Source organism: Allokutzneria albata (assembly GCF_900103775.1).
In the GTDB taxonomy this organism is placed as follows: domain Bacteria; phylum Actinomycetota; class Actinomycetes; order Mycobacteriales; family Pseudonocardiaceae; genus Allokutzneria; species Allokutzneria albata.
In genome coordinates, this window is the sequence record NZ_LT629701.1 from 3814134 (window position 1) to 3833183 (window position 19050).

Annotated in this window: 1 protein-coding gene (cut by both window edges); it reads left to right on the forward strand. The window is 71.1% G+C overall.

This entire window lies inside a single protein-coding gene on the forward strand: locus BLT28_RS17015, encoding a phosphotransferase. The 67800-nt coding sequence extends 37920 nt beyond the window's left edge and 10830 nt beyond its right edge, so the window shows coding positions 37921–56970 (codon 12641, complete, through codon 18990, complete); the first complete codon in view begins at nt 1. Both the start codon and the stop codon lie outside the window.

Sequence of the window (19050 nt, forward strand, 5' to 3'; positions counted from 1 at the left end):
CAATCGGCCGAGCGGCCCTCCGCCGCGCTGACACGGGACTTCGTCACACTGGCCGTGCACACCGCCGACGAGCTGCCTAGTGGTCTGCGGCTCGCGGACCACCTGACCGCAGAGGCGCGGACGCTGCTCTCCAGCGCCCTCACCAGCACCACCGACGCCGGTGACGACAACGCCGGAGTCCGGTCGCGGCCGGGTTCGGACGAGACGTCGCAGAGCCCACCGCCCACCGCGCGCGGGCTCCTCGCCGAACTGGCCGGCGACGGCGTGACGGTCTCGTCGAAGTCGACCAGCCTCATCGCCTCCAGCAGGCCCGTCACGGGGCCGGACGGCGAGATCGGCGTGTTCACGCCGCTGCGGTTGAACGTCAACCCCTACGTGGTCGACGGCCCCCGCCGGGTCGTCGGGGCCGCGCACGTCGCCGAGGAGCTCGGCGCGACGGAGATCGTGGACGAGGCGGTGTTCTGGGACGGCCCAGAAGGCCCGGGCGTGGTGCGCCGCACGGTGCCCGGCACGACGCCGGGGCACGAGGACGTCGCGGCCTACTCGGAGTTCCACCGCCAGCTGGCCGCGATGGTGCACTACGCCGTCGGGTTCACCAGCTGGGGCAGTTCCCGTTCCAGTGAGACCGGCCCCTCGGGTGAACCGCGGCTGTCCGGCTTCCACACCGCGTTCCCGCCCGGCAACGACCAGCGCGGACGTCTCGGGCGGCCGGTCGTCAAGTCCGACTTCGTCGCCAGCATGGTCGAGGAGGGCACCCCCTTCCGCGACGACGTGCTGGCCAGGCTGGAAGGCGCGGTGACCGACCGCCTCGCGGCTCGGCTTCGCGCGGACGGCATGGCCGAGGAGGAGATCACCCAGGTCCTCACGCGGATCGAGGAGATGCTCAACCACGGCCGCATCCTCGGCGAGGGCATGGAGGTCTACTGGTCCGACGGCACCACGGCGAGCCGCCTCCAGCCGACGCCCCTGCCGGCGGAGGGGACCGTTCCCAGCGCGCTGACGAACGTGCCCTCGGCGGGCCTGCACCAGCGCGAGATCGAGATGGCGCGCCGCCTGAACACCCGGGAGGGCGGTCGGATCGGCAACCGGCCGCGGCCCACGCTCGGCCCGCCCCTGCTCGGCCCGGCCAAGGACCCGATCGGCAGCTTCATCGCCGACGAACGCGCCAGCCGTTTCGACCTCAACCCCACGCCTCCCGACGCCGGGACCAACCGCCTGCTGGCCCAGTGGCGGACGCTGGTCGTAGCCGGGTGGCCGCACCTCGGCCTGGCGACGACGCGCTTCGACGGCCCGGCGCCGCTCGGACGCGGAGTGGTGCAGGAATTCGACAACGACCTGCTCAGCCCCCGGGCCCCCGAGAGCTACGACGCCCTCGACCGGCAGCGCGTCGCGGCGACGCACTACCTGCTCGGCAAGCGCGGCACCCACCCCACCCACGAGACGCGGCTGGACGGGAGCGTCGTGCTCACCGGCGACCGGACGATCCTCCCGGCGGAGTCCGCCGGTCACCCGCGCGAGCTGACCATCAGGTCGGACTTCGTGGCCGAGCACCTCGACACCGCCTTCGCTCCCGAGGTGCTCGCCGAGCTGACCGCGATCGACCCCGACGTCCTCGCCAAGACGCTGGAGGAGAGCGGGCTCGACCGGTACGAGATCGACGCCGCGCTCGTCCGCCTGTGGGAGATGCGGCAGTTCGGCAGGATCACCGGCCAGGCGTGGCACGGCACCCTCTCCGACGAGAGCGGCTACCGGACGCACCGGTGGCGCGCGGAGCAGCACCTCGCCTCGCTTCAGTCGGGCGCGGAGCTGCCGAGGACCGCTGAGACCGTTCTGCTGGCGGCGCGCCTTGCGGGCCTCGAAGGCGACCTGGCCAGGATCACCAAGCTGGTCCTGGAGATCGACCAGGAGAACCTCGACGAGTTCGCTCGGGAGGGACGCCGCGGCGCCACTCCGGTCAGGGTTCTCGACGCCAACGGGAAGCTGCGGGTCGGCGGCAACGAGATCTGGCTGGCGCCCTCGGCCTTCAAGGACATGGCGACCCTCATCGAGGTCCTCGCCCACGAGCTGGCCCACGCCAACCACCTGCGCAGGGGGGTCACGCCCGGCAACACCGCCAAGAGCGTGCTGGAGGGCTACGCCGACAGGTACGCCGAGGCCGCGCTCCGCCAAGCGCGCGGAGAACGCGGAGACCTCACGGGCCAGGTCACCGAACCCTCCGAGGGCGAGGGCGACCGGACCGAGTTCGACGACAGCATCGAGTTGCTGTTCCACAGTCCGCACGGCGGGCACCGGCACGTGCCGATCCAGCCCAACGTGGGCAGGGGAATGCCCCAGACCGCGATGGACGTCGTGGCGGAGCACGTCGGTCAGTTCCGCAGCGCGGAGGGCCAGGTCGTGCTGGCCAGCCACAACGACCCGGCGTGGTCGGCGATGGATCGGGACCTCCAGGCCGCGGTCGGCAAGGGTGACAGGGCAGCTCTGCGGATCAGCCAGGTGCTGGCGCGAATGTCCAAGGAGCAGCTGGACTTCACGTTCGTCCTCATCGCCAGGGTGAAGGGCAGCCTGCACGCGGCGACCGTGGTGACGCGGACGCGTGACGGGCTCGCCGTCCAGGCTTCGGGAACCATCGGCATGGGGCAGCCGCCTGCGGAAACCGCCGTGCACTACCACCTCGCCCAAGTCGCGCTGCAGGGCAAGGGCACCGTCGTGCTCGACCACAACCGTCCCGGCACCTCCCACGGTGTCCTCGGCCGCCGCATCGACGAGCACGCGCTCGCGCTCGACATGCGCTACCAGGGCCTGCTGCGCCAGTTCGGTCCGCAGCAGGCGATGGAGCAGCGCCACCGGCAGTTCCCCGGCGTCCCGGTCTACAGCTCCATCTGGACTCCCGGTGACGCCGCGCAGCTCGTGCGCGGCGTCGAGGCGCGGCTGAGCGCCCGGGCCGCGGCTGCGGCCCAAGCCCCCGTGCGGGCTCCGGCCCTCGCGCCCAACCCGGCCAACGTGGGTCGAGGTGTCCCGCCGTCTGCCGTGGAGAGAATCGCCCGTCAGGCGCACGAGTTCAGCGAGCACGGCGGCAAGGCCGAGCTCGTCTACCCCGGCCACCCGTACTGGCAGCGCTTCGAGGCCCAGGCCAGGGCGTTGGGCGTTCAGGCCGACCCGGCACCGGGACGGGACGGGCTCGTCGTGGCCCACGTCGACGGCAAGCTCCACGCGGTCGTGCGGTTGGAAACGTGGACCGGCTTCTTCCTGGCCAGACCGCTCGTCAGCGCCGCGGACGCCGCTGCGGGGGTCGCGGGCGCGGTCGAACTGGCGCTGGCGCGGTACGCGAGCGTGCCGCAGGAGGGGTTCACCCAGGCGTTGCCGATCGTGGGTGTCTCGGGCAGCCCGCAGGCCGCGCGGCTGAACCTGGAGATGGGGCGCCGCATGGACGGCGTCCACCGCGACCTCTCGTGGGAAGCCGACTCCATGATCACACCGCCGGACGCGAGCTTCATCGCCCAGGCGGTGCAGGCACGGATGGCCGTGCTGAAGGCGGAGGCGGAGGCGGAGGCCGCGCAGGCTCCCTCCGGCGAGGCCCAGCGTTCGCGGTCGACCGCGAACGTCGCGGCGCAGCGCCTGGAACTCGGTGCACAGCTCGCCGAAGTGGGCGTCAAGCTCGGAGTCATCGAGCTTCCCGAGAACCGGCAGGCCACCTACCAGCCCGTGCGGGGCGGGGAGACCGAAGACGACAGCGCCGCCACGCGGATGCTCGACGTCTCCACGCTCGCCGAGCAGCTCGGCTGGCCGGAACTGGTCGCCCTCACCGCCGAGTGGAACGGCGTGCCCGGTTTCGGTGCCGTCCAGCTGATCGAGCCCGGCACGGTCGTCCCGCGGGACGAGATCGGCATGAACTTCTCGTTGCGGGACATCCAGCGGGTCGCGGTCCTCGAGTACATCGCGGGCGTGCTGTACCGCGGGGTCGACGACGTCAAGTCCGTGAACGGCGCTCCGGTGCTGCACGGCAACGGGGACTCGCTCCCCGGAACCGGCATCCGCGACTCCGGAACCTTCGACGCCGTGTCCACATTGGACCGTTCACCGTTCCTGGGTCTGTGGCTCGACCTCGCCAAGACCGGCCACGAGCTGGACCCGGACATCGTCGAGGCGGTCGCCAAGCTCGCCAACAAGAACCTGAAGGCCCTCCTCCGCCTCACCGACGAGGAGGGCGCCAAGACCTGGCTGGTCGAGCGGGTCGAGGAGATCGCCCAAGCCGGACGCATCACCGGCAGCGCCTGGGGCGTCGACCTCACCGCGACCGGCCTGCCGATCACCGACGAGACCATCGCGAGGGCCGCCCAGCTGGGCGGGCTGACGGATCTGCCGCGCGTGCGCACGTCGAAGCTCACCCCGGAGGAGCTGGCGTACATGCGGCGGGAGGACGCTTCCGGCGCGACGCACATCGACACGGGCGGCGACGAGACTCTCCTGGCGCCCTCGGGCTTTGTCACCTGGAGCAAGCTCGTCGAAACACTGGTGCACGAGCGCAAACACACCCTGCAACTCAAGGCCAATGGCAAACCCGCGAACACCGCAGAGCGCGACAAGTGGGAGAAGGACGCGCAGAACGAGGCCGCCGCCGCGCTCGCCAGAGCGGGCCTCGAGCCGCCCGCGCCCACCAAGCGGTCCCGGGTCCGAGCCGATGGCGAAGCCGAGTCCCCCTACCTGTTCCACAGCACGGCCCAGACCCCGCCTAACACCGGCCAGGGCGTGCCTGAGGAAGCGATGGACGTCATCGCCGAGCAAGCCGCACGGTTCTTCGAGGCGAACGGGGAGATCTCACTGGTCGAGCGCGGCAGCGCTCAGTGGGCGAAGTTCGAGCTCCAAGCCCGCGCCCTCAACGAGAGCGGACGCGGCACGCCGATGCGCGCCGAGGGCGGCCCCGACAACGTGCTCGCCCCCTTCCTCGGCAAGCCGGACTTCGCGCTCGTCGCCCACGACGACAACGGCCTGCAAGCGGTGATCACCTTCTCGGTCAACGAGAACGCCGTCAGCGGGAACACCCTCGTCGAGCACCGCATCGGCAACGCCTACAACGGAGCGCCCGGCGCGGGAACCGCGCTGATGTACGCACTCGCCGACGTCGCCCAGGAGCGGCGCGCCACCGTGCTCAGCAGCTACGAGAACACCGGCGGCGAGCTGTACCACGTGAACATCGGCCGCCGTCTCGGCAGGGCCGCCTTCAACCTTTCCGGCCACCCCAGGCACAACTCGGCTTGGAGCGCGCAGGACGCGCGGGAGATCACTGACGGGGTGTACGACCGGCTGGGCGGCCATGACTGGCGTTCACCGGAAGACGCTGCCGACGCCGACACGACGCAGCGGCGGCGGGAGCGGGCGGCGAAGCTCGTGGCCGTCGACGAGATCGCGGACCGGGCCGGGTTGACCGCGTTGCTGGGACCGGTCAAGGTCGTCATCGCCGACCGCGGCCCGAAGCTGGCGATGATGCAGCGCGGCAAGACCCTGTTCGCGGCGCCGGACTCGGAGTACGGACGGGAGATCTGGCTGGCGCCTGGCGCGTTCGCCAGCGAGGAGAGCCTGGTCACCGCCCTGGCCCAGGCACTGACCTACGCGGAGCAGCTCCGGCAGCACCGTCACTCCGACGGCACCCTGGTCAAGGAGCTCGCCGGGGAGGTCGACGAGGCGGCCCGCGTCGCGCTGGCGAAGCTCCGCGGCGAGGACTCGGGCAGTCGCCTGGTGGACGCCGTGCAGGCACGACTCCGGGCGGGCAAGCAGCTGGTGCTCCGCTTCCTGAGCCACGGCGCCCAGCCGCCCATCACGCCCGTCCCGCCCAACATCGGCAAGGGCGTTCCGGAAGAAGCGATGGACTTCGTAGCGGAGCAGACCGAGCAGTTCCTCGGCAACCGCGGCGAGATCACGGTCGTCGAGCGCGGCCAGGTCGGCGACGCGGAGTTCGAGCGCCAAGCGCTGGCGCTGGCCGCGAACGGTGACGAGAGCGAACTCGCGCACGAGCACGACTTCATCGTCATCGCCCGCGATGCGAACGGCCTCCAGGCGGCGCTGGGGATCCAGGTCACCGGCGAGGGCTTGGCGACGCGCACGCTCGGGAGCTCCCCGCGCCAAGCCACCGGTGCCGGTACCGCCCTGCAGTACGTCCTCGCCGAACTCGCACGGCGGCGCGGCCTGCCTGTTCTGAGCACCTATGACCACGCCGGTGACGGGACCTACCACCAGACGATCGGCCGCCGCGTCGGGCACGACGCGATCGTGCTCGACCAGCGACTCCGCGCACTGGTCACGAAGCTGGGACCGGAGGAGGGTGCCGAAGCCTTCTTCGAGGAGAGCCGCGGGCACCTCGTCAACTCCCGGTGGACCGCGCAGGACGCGGAGCAGTTGGCCGCCGGGGTGCGGCAACGCCTCGACGGCCGCGGCTGGGGGTCGCCGGGGGATGCCGAACCGGACCCGGAGCCGATCCCGCCCACCACCCGCGGCGGTGTACCGGACGCGGCGTTGGAGGATTTGTCCTTCCACACCAACGCTTTCCGGGCGATGGGTGGCGAGGTCGAGATCATCGACGCCACCGATGAGACGCGCATCGACGAGTTCCGCGAGCAGGCACCCGAGTCGACGAGGGCGGTGGGTCTGCCCCTCTCGACGTGGGACTCGCTCGACCCCGGTCAGAAGATCGTCGTGGCGCACGTCGGCGGCATCGTGCTGGCCGCGGTCGCGATCACCGAGACCAACGGGCTGATCGACGTCATGGCCGAGACGCTGCCCACCGAGTTCGGGTCGGACGCGCGACCGCTCACCGCGGCCGTCGCCGCCGAGGTGGAGCTAGCCGAGTACGCCGCCCAGCGGAGCATGGCCGTCCCCAGCGCCGCGTTCTTCGACGAGGCGCGGCTGCGGCTGCTCGGCACCAGCGACCAGGTCGCCGAGGTCGCCGAGGTCGGGGAAACCAGCACGACCACCGGACGGGCGCGGGCGGCGGAGCGCGTCCAGGCGGCGATGGACCTGGCCCTCGCGACGGGGCTGGAACGGCTCACGGTCGCCACCGAGCCGGCCGCCAACAACGACGCCATCAGGGCGTTCATGAACGCGGCGCCGCGCGTCCTCCCCGGGATGAACGCCGCGAACGTGAAGAACGGGATCGAGCGGGTGGCCGCCCCGCACCGGACGGAGATCACCGAGTTCGTCGCCGCCGCCCTCGGCCGTGACGACGCGCAGAACCTCGTGTTCGACTTGCTGGGCAAGGGCGTCTACGCCGTTCTGGTCTCCTCGCCCTCGGGGCGAACAGAGGCGGTCGGCGTCGTCAAGCTCTACACCGCCCCTGGCAAGCTCCTGCGCGAGATGCAGGGGTTCGCCGCGGTCGAGCAGGCTTCTCGGCGGTCCGGCCTTTCCGTTCCAGTGGTCAGCCCGATCGACGCCGGTTCTCTCGGTGCGGCGGACAACGACATCCCGGCGGGTATCGCCGTCTACCCGTTCGTCGCCGACGCCCGGGAGGTCATGTACTTCATCGACGACGTGATGGACGCCGATGACGAGGCGTCGCGGCAGGACGCCCTGTCGACCCTGAGCGGGGTGGCCCGCCAGACCGGTGGGCACCTCGCGGTGCTGCACCGCATGACCGAGGACACCAGCGCGGTTCCCGAGCCGTTCCACATCCCCGCCGACCAGATGCCCTCGACGGTGCTGGAGCGGCTGAGCGGCGATCCCGACTTCCTCGCGCGCCACGGCCTCGACGGGATGCTGGCCTCGATCCGCACGCGGGTCGCCGACGTGGAGCTGGACCCGGCCAGGGCGGACAGTGGCCGGGTGGTGCTGACCCACAACGACCTGCACCTCGGGAACGTGCTCGTCGACGCCGACGGCAACGTGCGCTTCATCGACGTCGAGCTGATGTCGGACTCCCTGCGCGCGGGCGGCATCCCGGCCAGGACCCCGGTGGCGCTGCCCGACGGCACGGTCCCCGAGGACGAACACGTCGTCCTCGCCGACTACGGCGATCCCCTCGCCGACGTCGACAAGTTCGTCTCGCGGCTGTACCAGGACCTGCGCGACGACTGGGGCGCACTCATGCAGGTCGTCGACGCCTTCGTCCAGGGCTACGACGCCGAGTGGCCCGGTGTGGTGACCAAGGAGCGGATCACCCACGTCCTCCTGCTGCTCTCGCTCAAGGACCTGGAGACCCTGGCGGAGAGCGCTCAGCGCGGTGAGAGCTGGGCCGACTCGGAAGCCGCACTGGTGGTGGAGAACGTCCACGCCCTGCTCGGCCTCGACACCGAACCGAGCCACGCCACCGAGCTCGACCAGCGCGCCTCGGAGTCGACGGCGGACGCCGAACCGGATCTGGACACGGTCCCGCCCAACACCGGTGACGGCATCCCCGACGCGGCGCTGGAGTTCCTGTCCTCCCACTCCAACGCTTTCCGGGCGATGGGTGGCGAGGTCGAGATCATCGACGCCACCGATGAGGCGCGCCTTGAGGAGTTCCGCGAGCAAGCGCCCGAGCCGTCGAGGGTGCAGGGTCTGCCCCCCTCGATGTGGGACTCGCTCGACCACGGCCAGAAGGTCGTCGTGGCACACGTGGACGGCGTCGTGCAGGCGGCCATCGCGATCACGGAGACCGACGACGGCGTGATCGAGGTCGAGATCGAGACGGCGCTGGTCGCCGGGTTCGGACTGGACACGAGAGTGAACACCGCCGCGGTCGCCGCCGAGGTGGAGCTGGCCAAGTACGCCGCCCAGCGGAGCATGGCCGTCTCCAGCGTCGCCTTCGAGGACGCCCACCTCCACAACGCGATCGGCCGCCGTGTGAGCCGGATGGCCGTGCAGCGCGGCCCAGAGGCGTTCCACTCGGTCTGGTCGGCCTCCGACGCCTGGCGGATCAGCGAGCACGTCGCCCCCGGCGAGCTCGCCGCGCCGCGGGCCGAGGACGTCCCCGCGCGCACCGGCGAGAACATCCCGGCCGAAGCGGTGGACTTCATCGCCCGCCGCACCGACCAGTTCTTCGCCAAGGGCGGCAGGGTCACGCTGATCGAGCCGGGCACCAGGCGGTGGGCGGAGTTCGAGCGGCAGGCGCTCGCGCTCACCCCGGACGTCGACGTCGCCGACGAGCGGGTGAGCCAGGGCAGGCGCAACGTCCTGGAGACCTTCCGCTCCACGCCTGATTTCGCCATCGTCGCCCACGACGCCGACGGCATCCAGGCCGTGGTGGGCGTCGAGACGCGGGCTGACGGCAGCCTCGCGGTGACCTCGTTCGGCAACACCTACCGCGGCGCGGCCGGTGCGGGCACCGCGACGCAGTTCGCACTTGCCGACTTCGCCGGGCGACACGACGTGAGCGTGGTCAGCGACCTCGGCGGGATCGCGGGCTACCACCAGGCGATCGGCCGTCGCCTCGGTGTCGGCACCGGCGCGCTCTGGACCGCCGCGGACGCCAACACCATCGCGGACGGGGTGCACGAGCGCCTCGGTCGCGGCTGGGAGTCCGTTGAGGACAACCCGTACGTGGTGTGGGGGCACGAGCGCGCGGAGGCGATGGACCGCGAGGCGGCGCTGGCCAAGGTTCGGGCAGCGGCCACGAAGGCGGGCTACACCGTCGATCCGAACTCGCCCCCCGGCGAGGTGATCGTCGACGGCGTCCGCGTGGTGATCATCGACGACCCCGTGATCGAGGCGTGGATGGAGCGCGAGGGCGCTCACGGAGCGACGCCCGTTGACAAGGGCGGCGACGAGGTGTGGTTGTCGCGCAGCGCTCTCGACGGCGACGACGTGGTCGCTCACGCCTGGTACCTCTCGCACGAGCTCGCCCACGCGCATCAGCTCAAGGCCGGCCTCTCCCCCGGCAACACCTCCAGGAAGCTCCTCGAGAAGCACGCGCACTCCGAGATGCACGCCGCGGTGGCCAGGGCGCGCGGTGACAAGAAGATCCCCGCTGTGATGCCCATGCCCACCGTCGGGCAGGAGCCTCCGGACGAGGGCACTGAGAACCCGCGCTTCCTGTTCCACCGGGAGGACGGGCACGACCACGTGCCGAAGGCCGCCGATGTTCCGGCGAACTTCGGCCCTGGCGTCTCGGACGAGGCACTCGGGTTCATCACCGCGCACGTCGAGGCGTTCCGGGCCGCGGGCGGCGAGGTCGAGATCGTCGAGGCGAACGATCCGCGCCGCAACGCCTTCGCCGAGCGGGCACGGGAGCTCGCGGAGACGCAGACGGGCGACCCCATCGTCGACAACAGGCACCGCGCCCTCCTCCGAGCGTTCGAGAAAGGGCAGAAGTTCCTCGTCGCGCACGTGAACGGCACGCCACGCGCGGCCATCGGGATCACCGAGGCCAACGGCACGATCGTGGTCGAGCACGAGTCGCTCGGCAACCTGCACCACCCGGGCACGAGCGTGGCCCCGGTCGCCGTCCAGGCCCGCCTGGCCGCGCACGCGGCCGAGCGGGGGCTGCCGGTGCTCACCGAGGTCGGCGGGGACCCCTTGCTGCTCAACGCGATCGGCCGAGAGCTGCGCCATGTGGTTGCCTTGCGCCACCGCGCCACGTACTCCTCGTCGTGGTCGGTCGAGGACGTCAACCGGATCGCCGGCCACGTCTTCCCCGAGGTGGCACCGACGCCCGTCGCACCGCCCGCCCCGGCCAACACCGGCCAGGGCGTGCCCCAGGAGTCGATTGCCTTCGTCGCCCGCCAGACCGAGCGCTTCTTCGCCGCGGGTGGGCAGATCTCCGTTGTCGAGCACGGAACTCCGCGGTGGCAGGAGTTCCGCAGGCAGGCGCTGGCGCTCACGCCGGACGAGGGCGACGGGAAGAGCCGGGCAGGCTACGGCAGGAAGAACGTTCTCGAGACCTTCCGCGAACCCCACGACCTGCTGATCGTCGCCCACGACGAGAACGGTCTCCAGGCGACGCTCGGTGTCGAGGTCCGCGACGACGGCTTGGTCGTCAAACGACTGGGCAACGCCTACCGAGGCGCGCTCGGCGCGGGAACGGCCGCCCAGTACGCGCTCGCGGACATCGCCCGGCAGCGGGAGACCGGTGTGATCAGCGGCTACCACGTCAACGCCGCGCGGTCCTACCACCAGCTGCTCGGGCGCAGGCTCGACGACGACGCCCGAGCGCTCGACCCCCACTTCCGCGCGGCGATCGAAGCGCACGGCGAGACCGAGGGCCCGTTCGTCTTCGCCGAGCAGCACCCGTTCTCGGACATCAACAACTCCAGGTGGACCGCACAGGACGCGGCGGAGATGGCCACCGGGGTGCGGGCGCTGCTGAAGGGCCGCGGCTGGCAGTCGCAGGAGGCCGACCCCGCCGACGTCACGGCACGGGAGGAGATGCGCGCGGCCAGGATGAAACAGGTCCACATGGCCGCCGAACGCGCCGACCTCATCGCAGACCTGACGACGATTCCAAACATCGTGATCATCGATGACGCGCCGACCCTGGCCTGGATGGCGAGTGAGAACAGGCTGGGCGCCGTCGTCGTCCAGGAGAGCGCCGAGACCGGTGAAAAGGGCAAGGAACTCTGGCTGTCGCCCGCCGCCTTCGCCTCGCCGAACACCCTGATCGCGGTGCTGGAGCAGGCACTCGCCCACTCCGCACAGCTCAGGGACGAGCCCTCACCCGCCAACGCGGAGCGCGCACGCTTCCTCTTCATCGGCTCCCGGGACCACGCGGACGGCGACGACGACGCGCCCCTGTTCCGGGACGAGGGGATCACCGGCGTCGGGAACCTGGACGCGCTGATCGCGATGATGGGCGCCCTGCCCGGGGTGTCCGTCGAGCAGGAGCAGGGCCGCCCGCCGAAGATCTTCTTCCGGGACGCCGGCGTGACGGTGGAACTCGCCGTGACGCTCGCGGAGGGTGAGTTCGTCGATCACGTGCGCGTCTTCGAGAGCGCGCTCGGCACGAAGACCGCCGTCCTGCACATCGCGCGGCGGCACAGCGTCGTCAGGGCCGTGATCGCGGCCGCCGAGCTGATCGGAAGCATCGAGGACGGCCTGCGCCGGGACGCCGGGCTGCCCGCGCTGGCCCCGCGGCGGCTGCTGGAGGACGGCCAGCCGACGCCGTACGCGCACGAGGCGACCGGCGCGCTCTACCGGATGAACGCCATCGCCAACGCGATCAACGCGACCGGGTCGGAGTTCGACCCGCTCACCGGGCCCGGCACCTCGCCGCTGTGGATCTCCTTCCGTGCGGCCACCTCGACGCTCGTCGACGCGGTTGGCCAGGACGGTGTCGCCGAGCTGATCAAGCGCGGACGGCTGAGCGGCCCGGCCCGCATGGTCCTGGCGGTGCTGAGGAGCTGGGGCGAGGTTCCCGGCGGTGTGGACCTCAGGGTCAACCCGTTCACCGTCTCGGAAGCCGTCGCGGGTGACGCCGCCTGGGACGAGGTCCTCGGATCAGCCCCCTCGCGCCCGCGGTTCGACCCGGCGTCGGCGGACGTGACGAAGGCGCTCATGGACCTCGCCTGGTCCGGCGCGGTGCCGGGGTTGAAGCACGGCACCCAGCGGCCGGGCGAGCCGATCGAGGTCACCTTCGGTTCGACCGAGTTGCTCCTGACCACCGACAAGCCGTTCCACCAGCCCGCCAGCGAGAACGCCCTGTCCGCGTTGCGGGTCCGGGCCGGCGGCGCGGTCGACCTCACGGTCCGCGACGGCCTGGACTACGAGCGCGCGGTGCGCGAGTACGCCTACCAGCTCGGCAAGCTGACCGCCGAGCGGAAGCCGTCGAGACTGCGGAGCCTCCTGCCGTGGTCGGCCAAGACCACCATCGACGCCGAGACCGCGGGCAAACTCGCGGTGCTCAACGTCATGGCGTACCAACTGGACCAGGCGAAGGGCACGGGCGCGGAACTCGAGCGGCCGTCGCCGTCGACCAGGCGCGAGCTGGCGGCGCGCGCGGCGGAGTTCCTGGAGTTCGCCGAGCGCGTGGCCGAGGGACTGCCGGAGGGGCAGGACTGGGCCGCCATCACCGCCGCGCACCTCCGCGGACACGCGAACGTGCTGCTCGCCGTCGAAGCCCACAACCACATGACGTGGGACACCGATCCCCGAAGGACGATGACGCGGGAGGAACTGCGGCTGCGCGCTCAGCTGGAAGCAGGAGCCACGGTCGCCGAGACGCTCCCCGACGAGCCCGGCTGGCTCCGCCTCGACGGGCCGGACGGTCCGGTCGGCGACTACCTGCCGATGGTGGAGATGGGCGGCGGCCACGGGAAGCACGCGACGCCGTCACTGGTCATCGCCGCGAGTCACGTCGGTGACGAGCTCGGGCTGACCGAGTCCGGCTCGCGAGCGCGGGGCTTGCCCACGATGGTCCCCACGGCCACGCCGTGGGCCGGCCCGCAGGGCCCCGGTGTGGTGCGGCAGCGACTGACCGACGGGGACCCCAGGCCGAGCGGTGTCTACGAGGGGCTGACGCAGGATGCCCTGGAGGTCCACGCCTACGACCAGCGGTACCGGGAAATGGCGGCGATCTACGACTACGCCATCGGGCAGCTGGGCCGGGATCCCGAGAGCTACGGCACCGCCTACAAGAACTACTTCAGCACCGACGTCGGCATCGCGCCGGTGCTCAGGGCCAACTACCCGGCGTTCCCCGGGCGGGACGGGGCGGTCATCCGCTCGGACTTCGTCGCCTTCCAGTACCGCGTCAGGTTCAGCACCTGGACGCTGCGCAACGTGCTGGAGAAGGTCTCCGTCGAGCACCTGGCGGATCGGCTGCGCAGGGACGGCCTGTCCGAGGACGTGATCGCCGGGGTGAGCGCTCGGCTGACGGAGATGCGCGACACCGGCATGATCACCGGTGAGGCCGTCGCCGGGGTCGAGTTCGCCAACGGCTCCCCCGTCACGTCGCCGTCGGGCGTCTCCGTGCCCGCCGCCTTCGCCGGGATCGACCCGGCGAGCCTGCCCGTGCTGGACGGCATCGCCGCGGTCTCCGAGCAGGGGATGGACGAGGAGGAGGCCGCCCTCACCGTCGAGCTGGCTTCCCGCGAGGCCAAGGTGTGGCAGGAAGAAGACGGACCGGCGGCGGCCGAACTCGAACCGTACGGCAGGTACCGGGTCGGCCCGAAGGACCGCCCGATCGGCGTGTTCGTCCCGTCCAACGAGATGAGGCTCGACCGCCCCGATCCGGACAGCGCGACCAAGCGCCTGCTCGCGGAGTGGCGGACTCTGGTCGCCATCGGCTGGAAGCACCTCGGCACTCCCACGACAGCCTGGGAAGGTCCCCGGGGTCGTGGCGTCGTGCTCCAGCACGTGCCCGGCTTCACGTGGGGCATGACTCTCGGTGTTCTGCGGTCCGTGGACGGCCAACGCGTCGCGGCGGTGCACTACCTGCTGGCCAAGACCGGCGTGTACGAGGCGCGCGGCAATGCGGGCACCGACAGCGCGGGCCGCCTCGTGCTGCACGGCGACCCGGACGTCCTGCCGACGCGCGAACAGGTGGAGTCCGGTGAGATCGCCATCAACTCCGACTTCGTGGCGGAGCACCTCAACAGGCCCTTCGACGAGCAGGTCGCGCGGGAGCTGCGCGAGATCGCCCCGGACAAGCTCGCCGAGGCGCTGCGCTCGGCGGGCATCGCCGAGGAACTGGTCCAGGACGCGCTCGACCGGCTGCGCGAGATGCAGCGCGAGGGCCGGATCACCGGTCAGGCATGGGGCCGGGTCATCAAGAGCCGGTGGGACCTGTCCAACGAGTACGACCACGTGTGGGCCAAGTGGGAGTCCGAGGGCTCCGCCACAGCGGACCCCGGTCTCCCAGTGGAGCAGGCGACCGTCTGGGACGCGGCCAGAGAGGCCGGGCTCCTCGACCAACTGCGCGGGGTCAACGTGGTGCTCGACCACGAGCAGAAGACGCTGGAGTGGTTCAGGCGGGAGAACGCGCTCGGCGCCACCCCCGTCTTCGAGGGCGGGCACGAGATCTGGCTGTCCCCGGCAGCCTTCGCCGACATTGACACGCTGACCCGGGTGCTGGCGCACGAACTCGCCCACGCGGCGCAGCTGCGCGGGCAGCGCAACCCGGCCAACACGTCCATCCACGTGCTGGAGGAGCACGCGCACGGCTGGGCGAACGTCGCTCTGGCGAGGAAGAACGGCAGCCTCGTGGCGGAGTACGTTCCCGTGACCGGGATCCCCGAGGTGGCACCGATCCCAGGGACCGAGAGAGTGTCCTTCCTGTTCCACCGGGAGGACGGGACTCCGTCGGAGTTCAACACGGGACAGGGCATTCCGGAACCGCTGATCGACCACGTCGTGGGGGAGGTCAGGACCTTCCGGGAGTCCGGTGGCCGTGTCCGTGCCATCTACCCGAACCAAGACCCGTCGCGCTGGCAACAGTTGGTCAGCGCCATCGAGAAGAGCATGCCGCACGCCGACGCCAACGACGGCGCCCACCTCCGTGCCATGGACGGTTCGCTGAAGCAAGCCCACTTCGCGGTCGTCGCAGAGATCTCGCAAGGGATCCAGGCCGCGGCGCTCGTGCAGATCACGGAGTTCGGCTTCGTCGTGCTCGCAGCCGGAACTCTTCGAAACGGCCTGCGGCAGGACTACACCGCCGTGCACCACGAACTCGCGAACATCGCGGCCGATTTCCGGCTCCCTGACGCCGACGAATCCGACGAGCCAGGCGTTCCAGTGTTCGACCTGCACGCCCGCACGACCGAGGACACCAAGCGACACCGGCTGCTCGGCCGCAGGATCGGCCTGCACGCCGCGACGGCACGCATCAAGGGCGCTCACCCGGGATACAACTCGGTCTGGACCGCTTCGGACGTCCGGCAGCTCACCGCCGACGTCAACGCCGAGCTGGAGGCTGCGGTCCCCAAGCAGGTGGTCGACACGATCGCCAGGCAGGCCAACGACATCCACCACGCCGGCGGTGTCGCCGAGGTCGTCATGAGGGACGACAGTGGCTGGCAGGAACTGAGCGGCGAGCTGGAGCGCCTGCGCACCGGCGACGAGGCCGACCGCAAGATCGCCGCCGTCCTCAGCAACGGCCGCAACGACGGCGTCGTGGTCGTCCGTGTGCGGGGCAGGGTGCAAGCCGTTGCCGCGGTTCAGGACCACTACGACTACCTGTTCGTCAGTGCACCACTGGTCACCTCGACGTACGCGCCGTCGAGCGTCACCGGTGCCGCCGAGCTCGCCTTGGCGCGTCGCGTCGTCGACGAGGCGAAGAAGCCGCTGGAGAACGTGTCCGTGTACCGGGGCCTCGCGAGTTCCGTCGAGCCCGAGGACCTCCCGGCGCACGAGGCCCTGGGCCGCCGCACGGACGGGACGGGCAAGGGCCTGTTCGGTCCCTGGGCGAACTCCGTGATGTTGACGGGGGCCGCGCGTGAAATGGTCGCGAAGGTCTCGGCGCGGATGCAGGAGCTGGAAAACGCCCTCACCGAGCAGGCCAGGAGCCTGCTCATGGCCGTCCCGGCCAAGGACGTCCGCGCGGAGACGGAGGAGCTGAAGCGGAAGCTGGCCGGGGAGGTCGCGAACGTCAGCTTCGACGGCGACGGCGCGTACCGGATCACCTTCACCGACGGCAGCCAGGCGCTCTACCGGCCGACGCCCTCGCATCCCGGCGCGGGCGAGATCGACGTGACGGCCAAGGAACTCGCTTACGCCCGTCTCGCGGAGGCTCTCGGCTGGAGCTACCTCGTCAGCACCACCATCCACTGGTCGGACGGGCCGCACGGGCCGGGATTGGTGCTGCTGCTGGACCGCGACGCCACCGACGCAAGCACCCCCGCGGACTCTTACTCCCCGATCGACCTCGAACGGGCGGCAGTGTTGGACTACCTCGCAGGGGTCATGTCTAGGCCGTCCGCTCACCAGCAGGTCAGCGGGGCCGGACGGGCGCTGTTGCGCGGCAGCGAGGACTCTTGGCCCGGTGCAGGCCACCGTGGTCAGTCCTTCGAGGACAACCGCTCCGACGTCATCCGGGCCTGGCAGGAGACCGGTCTCCCGCTGAGCGCTGAGACCATCGCCGCCGTCGCCGAACTCACCACGGCCCACGTGCACCTGCTCGGCATCGGCGACACCGCCGCCGGCGACTGGCTCGTCGAGCGCATTGCCGAGATCCGCAAGACCGGCACGATCACTGGGCAGGCGTGGGCGGAGAGCACGGCTCCCGTCGTCGATCCGCGGCACGCCACCCCTGAGGGGCGCGTCGAGGCGACGCTGGAGCTGGCGTTGGCGACGGAGTTGGAGCGGCGCACGGTCCACAGCGAGCCGGAGCCCAACCGCGACAAGATCAGGGAGTTCGTGAACGCGGCACCGCGCGTTCTCCCCGGTATGAGCGCCGCCGACGTCAGGGAGACGATCGAACATGACGACCACCCGTACCGGCCTGAGGTGACCGCGTTCGTCGCCACGGCGCTCGGCCATGACGACGCGCGGAGCCTGAGCTTCGGGCGCCGGACGGACGACGGTTCCTACCCCGTCCTCGCACTCACGCTGTCGGGAGTGCAGGAGATCGGAGCGGTCAAGCTCTACGACGCTCCGGGCGACGCGAACACCCAAGCGGGGGACTACCTCCGCGACATGAAGGGTTACGCCGCGATCGATCATGTGTCCCGGCGTTCCGGCGTGGCGCTCGCGGTCGACGGCCCGGTCGACGTCGGTTCCCTCAGTTCTCCCGACCACAGCACCGCCACGGGCATCGCGGTCTTCCCCTCCAGCACGGGAACCAGGAACGTCGCCGACCTCCTCAGCGAGGTGCTCTACCCCAAGAACGTGCAGTCACGCCAACGAGCCCTGACAACCCTGGTCAAGGCGGCGCGGCAGGTGGGTGAGCACGCCGCGACGCTGCACCGCGCGTCCGAGGACACCGAGGCGGTTCCCGAGCCGTTCTCCATCGAGAGCGACCAGATGCCCTCGGGCGTGCTGGGAGTGCTGACGGACTACCCCGAGTTCCTCGAGCGCCACGGCCTCGCCGAGGACTCCGAAGCCTTCAATGCCTTGGAGGCACGGGTCATCGCCGCGGAGCTGGACCCGGCGCGGACGGACAGCGGTCGGGTCGTGCTGACGCACAACAACCTGCGCCCCCACAGCTTGCTCGTCGACGGCGACGGCAATGTGAGCTTCACCGACGTCGCGTCGGTGGCGGACTCCCTGGGCGCCGGCGGTCGGCCGGTCAGGACTCCGCTCGCGCTCCCCAACGGCACGCTGCCGGTGCACGAGCTCGTCGTCCTCACCGACCAGGGCGACCCCTTCTCCGACATCGACACGTTCGTCTCGACCCTGTACCAGGAGATGCACGACGACTGGAGCACGCTGACCAAGGTGCTCGACGCCTTCGTCGTGGGCTACGAGGCCGCCTGGCCCGGTGTGCTGCCTTTGCAGCGGATCACCCACACCCTCCTGCTCCTCTCGTTCCTCGACCTGGAGGAGATCGCCGAGAGCGTGCAGAACGGTCACGCCAGCCAGGACGCGAGAGTCGCGCAGGTGCTGGACAACATCAACTCCCTGCTCGGCCCCGACAACAGCGAGACCCCCCTCGACGACACCACGCCCCAGGGCCGCGTCGAGGTGGTGAAGAACCTTGCCCGAGTGACCGAGCTGCACCCGATGGTCGACAACGTCGAGGACCCACGCAACGCCGGGGCGATCGCGTTCTTCACCGCTGTGGCGCCGCACCTGCTGCCGGAGCTCAGCGTCGAGAACGTGGTGCAGGCGATGGAAGACCCGTCCTCGCCGCACCGCGCGGCGGTCATGGGCGTGGTGGCCGAGGCTCTCCGCCGCACCGACGTCGAGAACCTGGGGCTCTGGGAGGTGAGCAAGGGCATCGCAGGGGTTCGTGACCTCGGCACCGGTGAACCGATCGGCGTGCTCAAGCTCTCCGTGAGCTGGGACCCCGCAGGCCCCCCGCAGGTCGGCCGGTTCATTCGGGAGATGCAGGGCTACGCGCTCAACGAGCAGATCCCCGGTGACCCGCTCCCCCTCGGCCACCCCGTCGAGGCCGGGGTGATCGGCGTCGCGGGCGAGCTGTCCGGTCTCATCGTGGCCTCCCTCCCCTCGGGAGCGGAGGCGGTGCTCGACCTCACCGAAGGCTCCCCCGCCGGC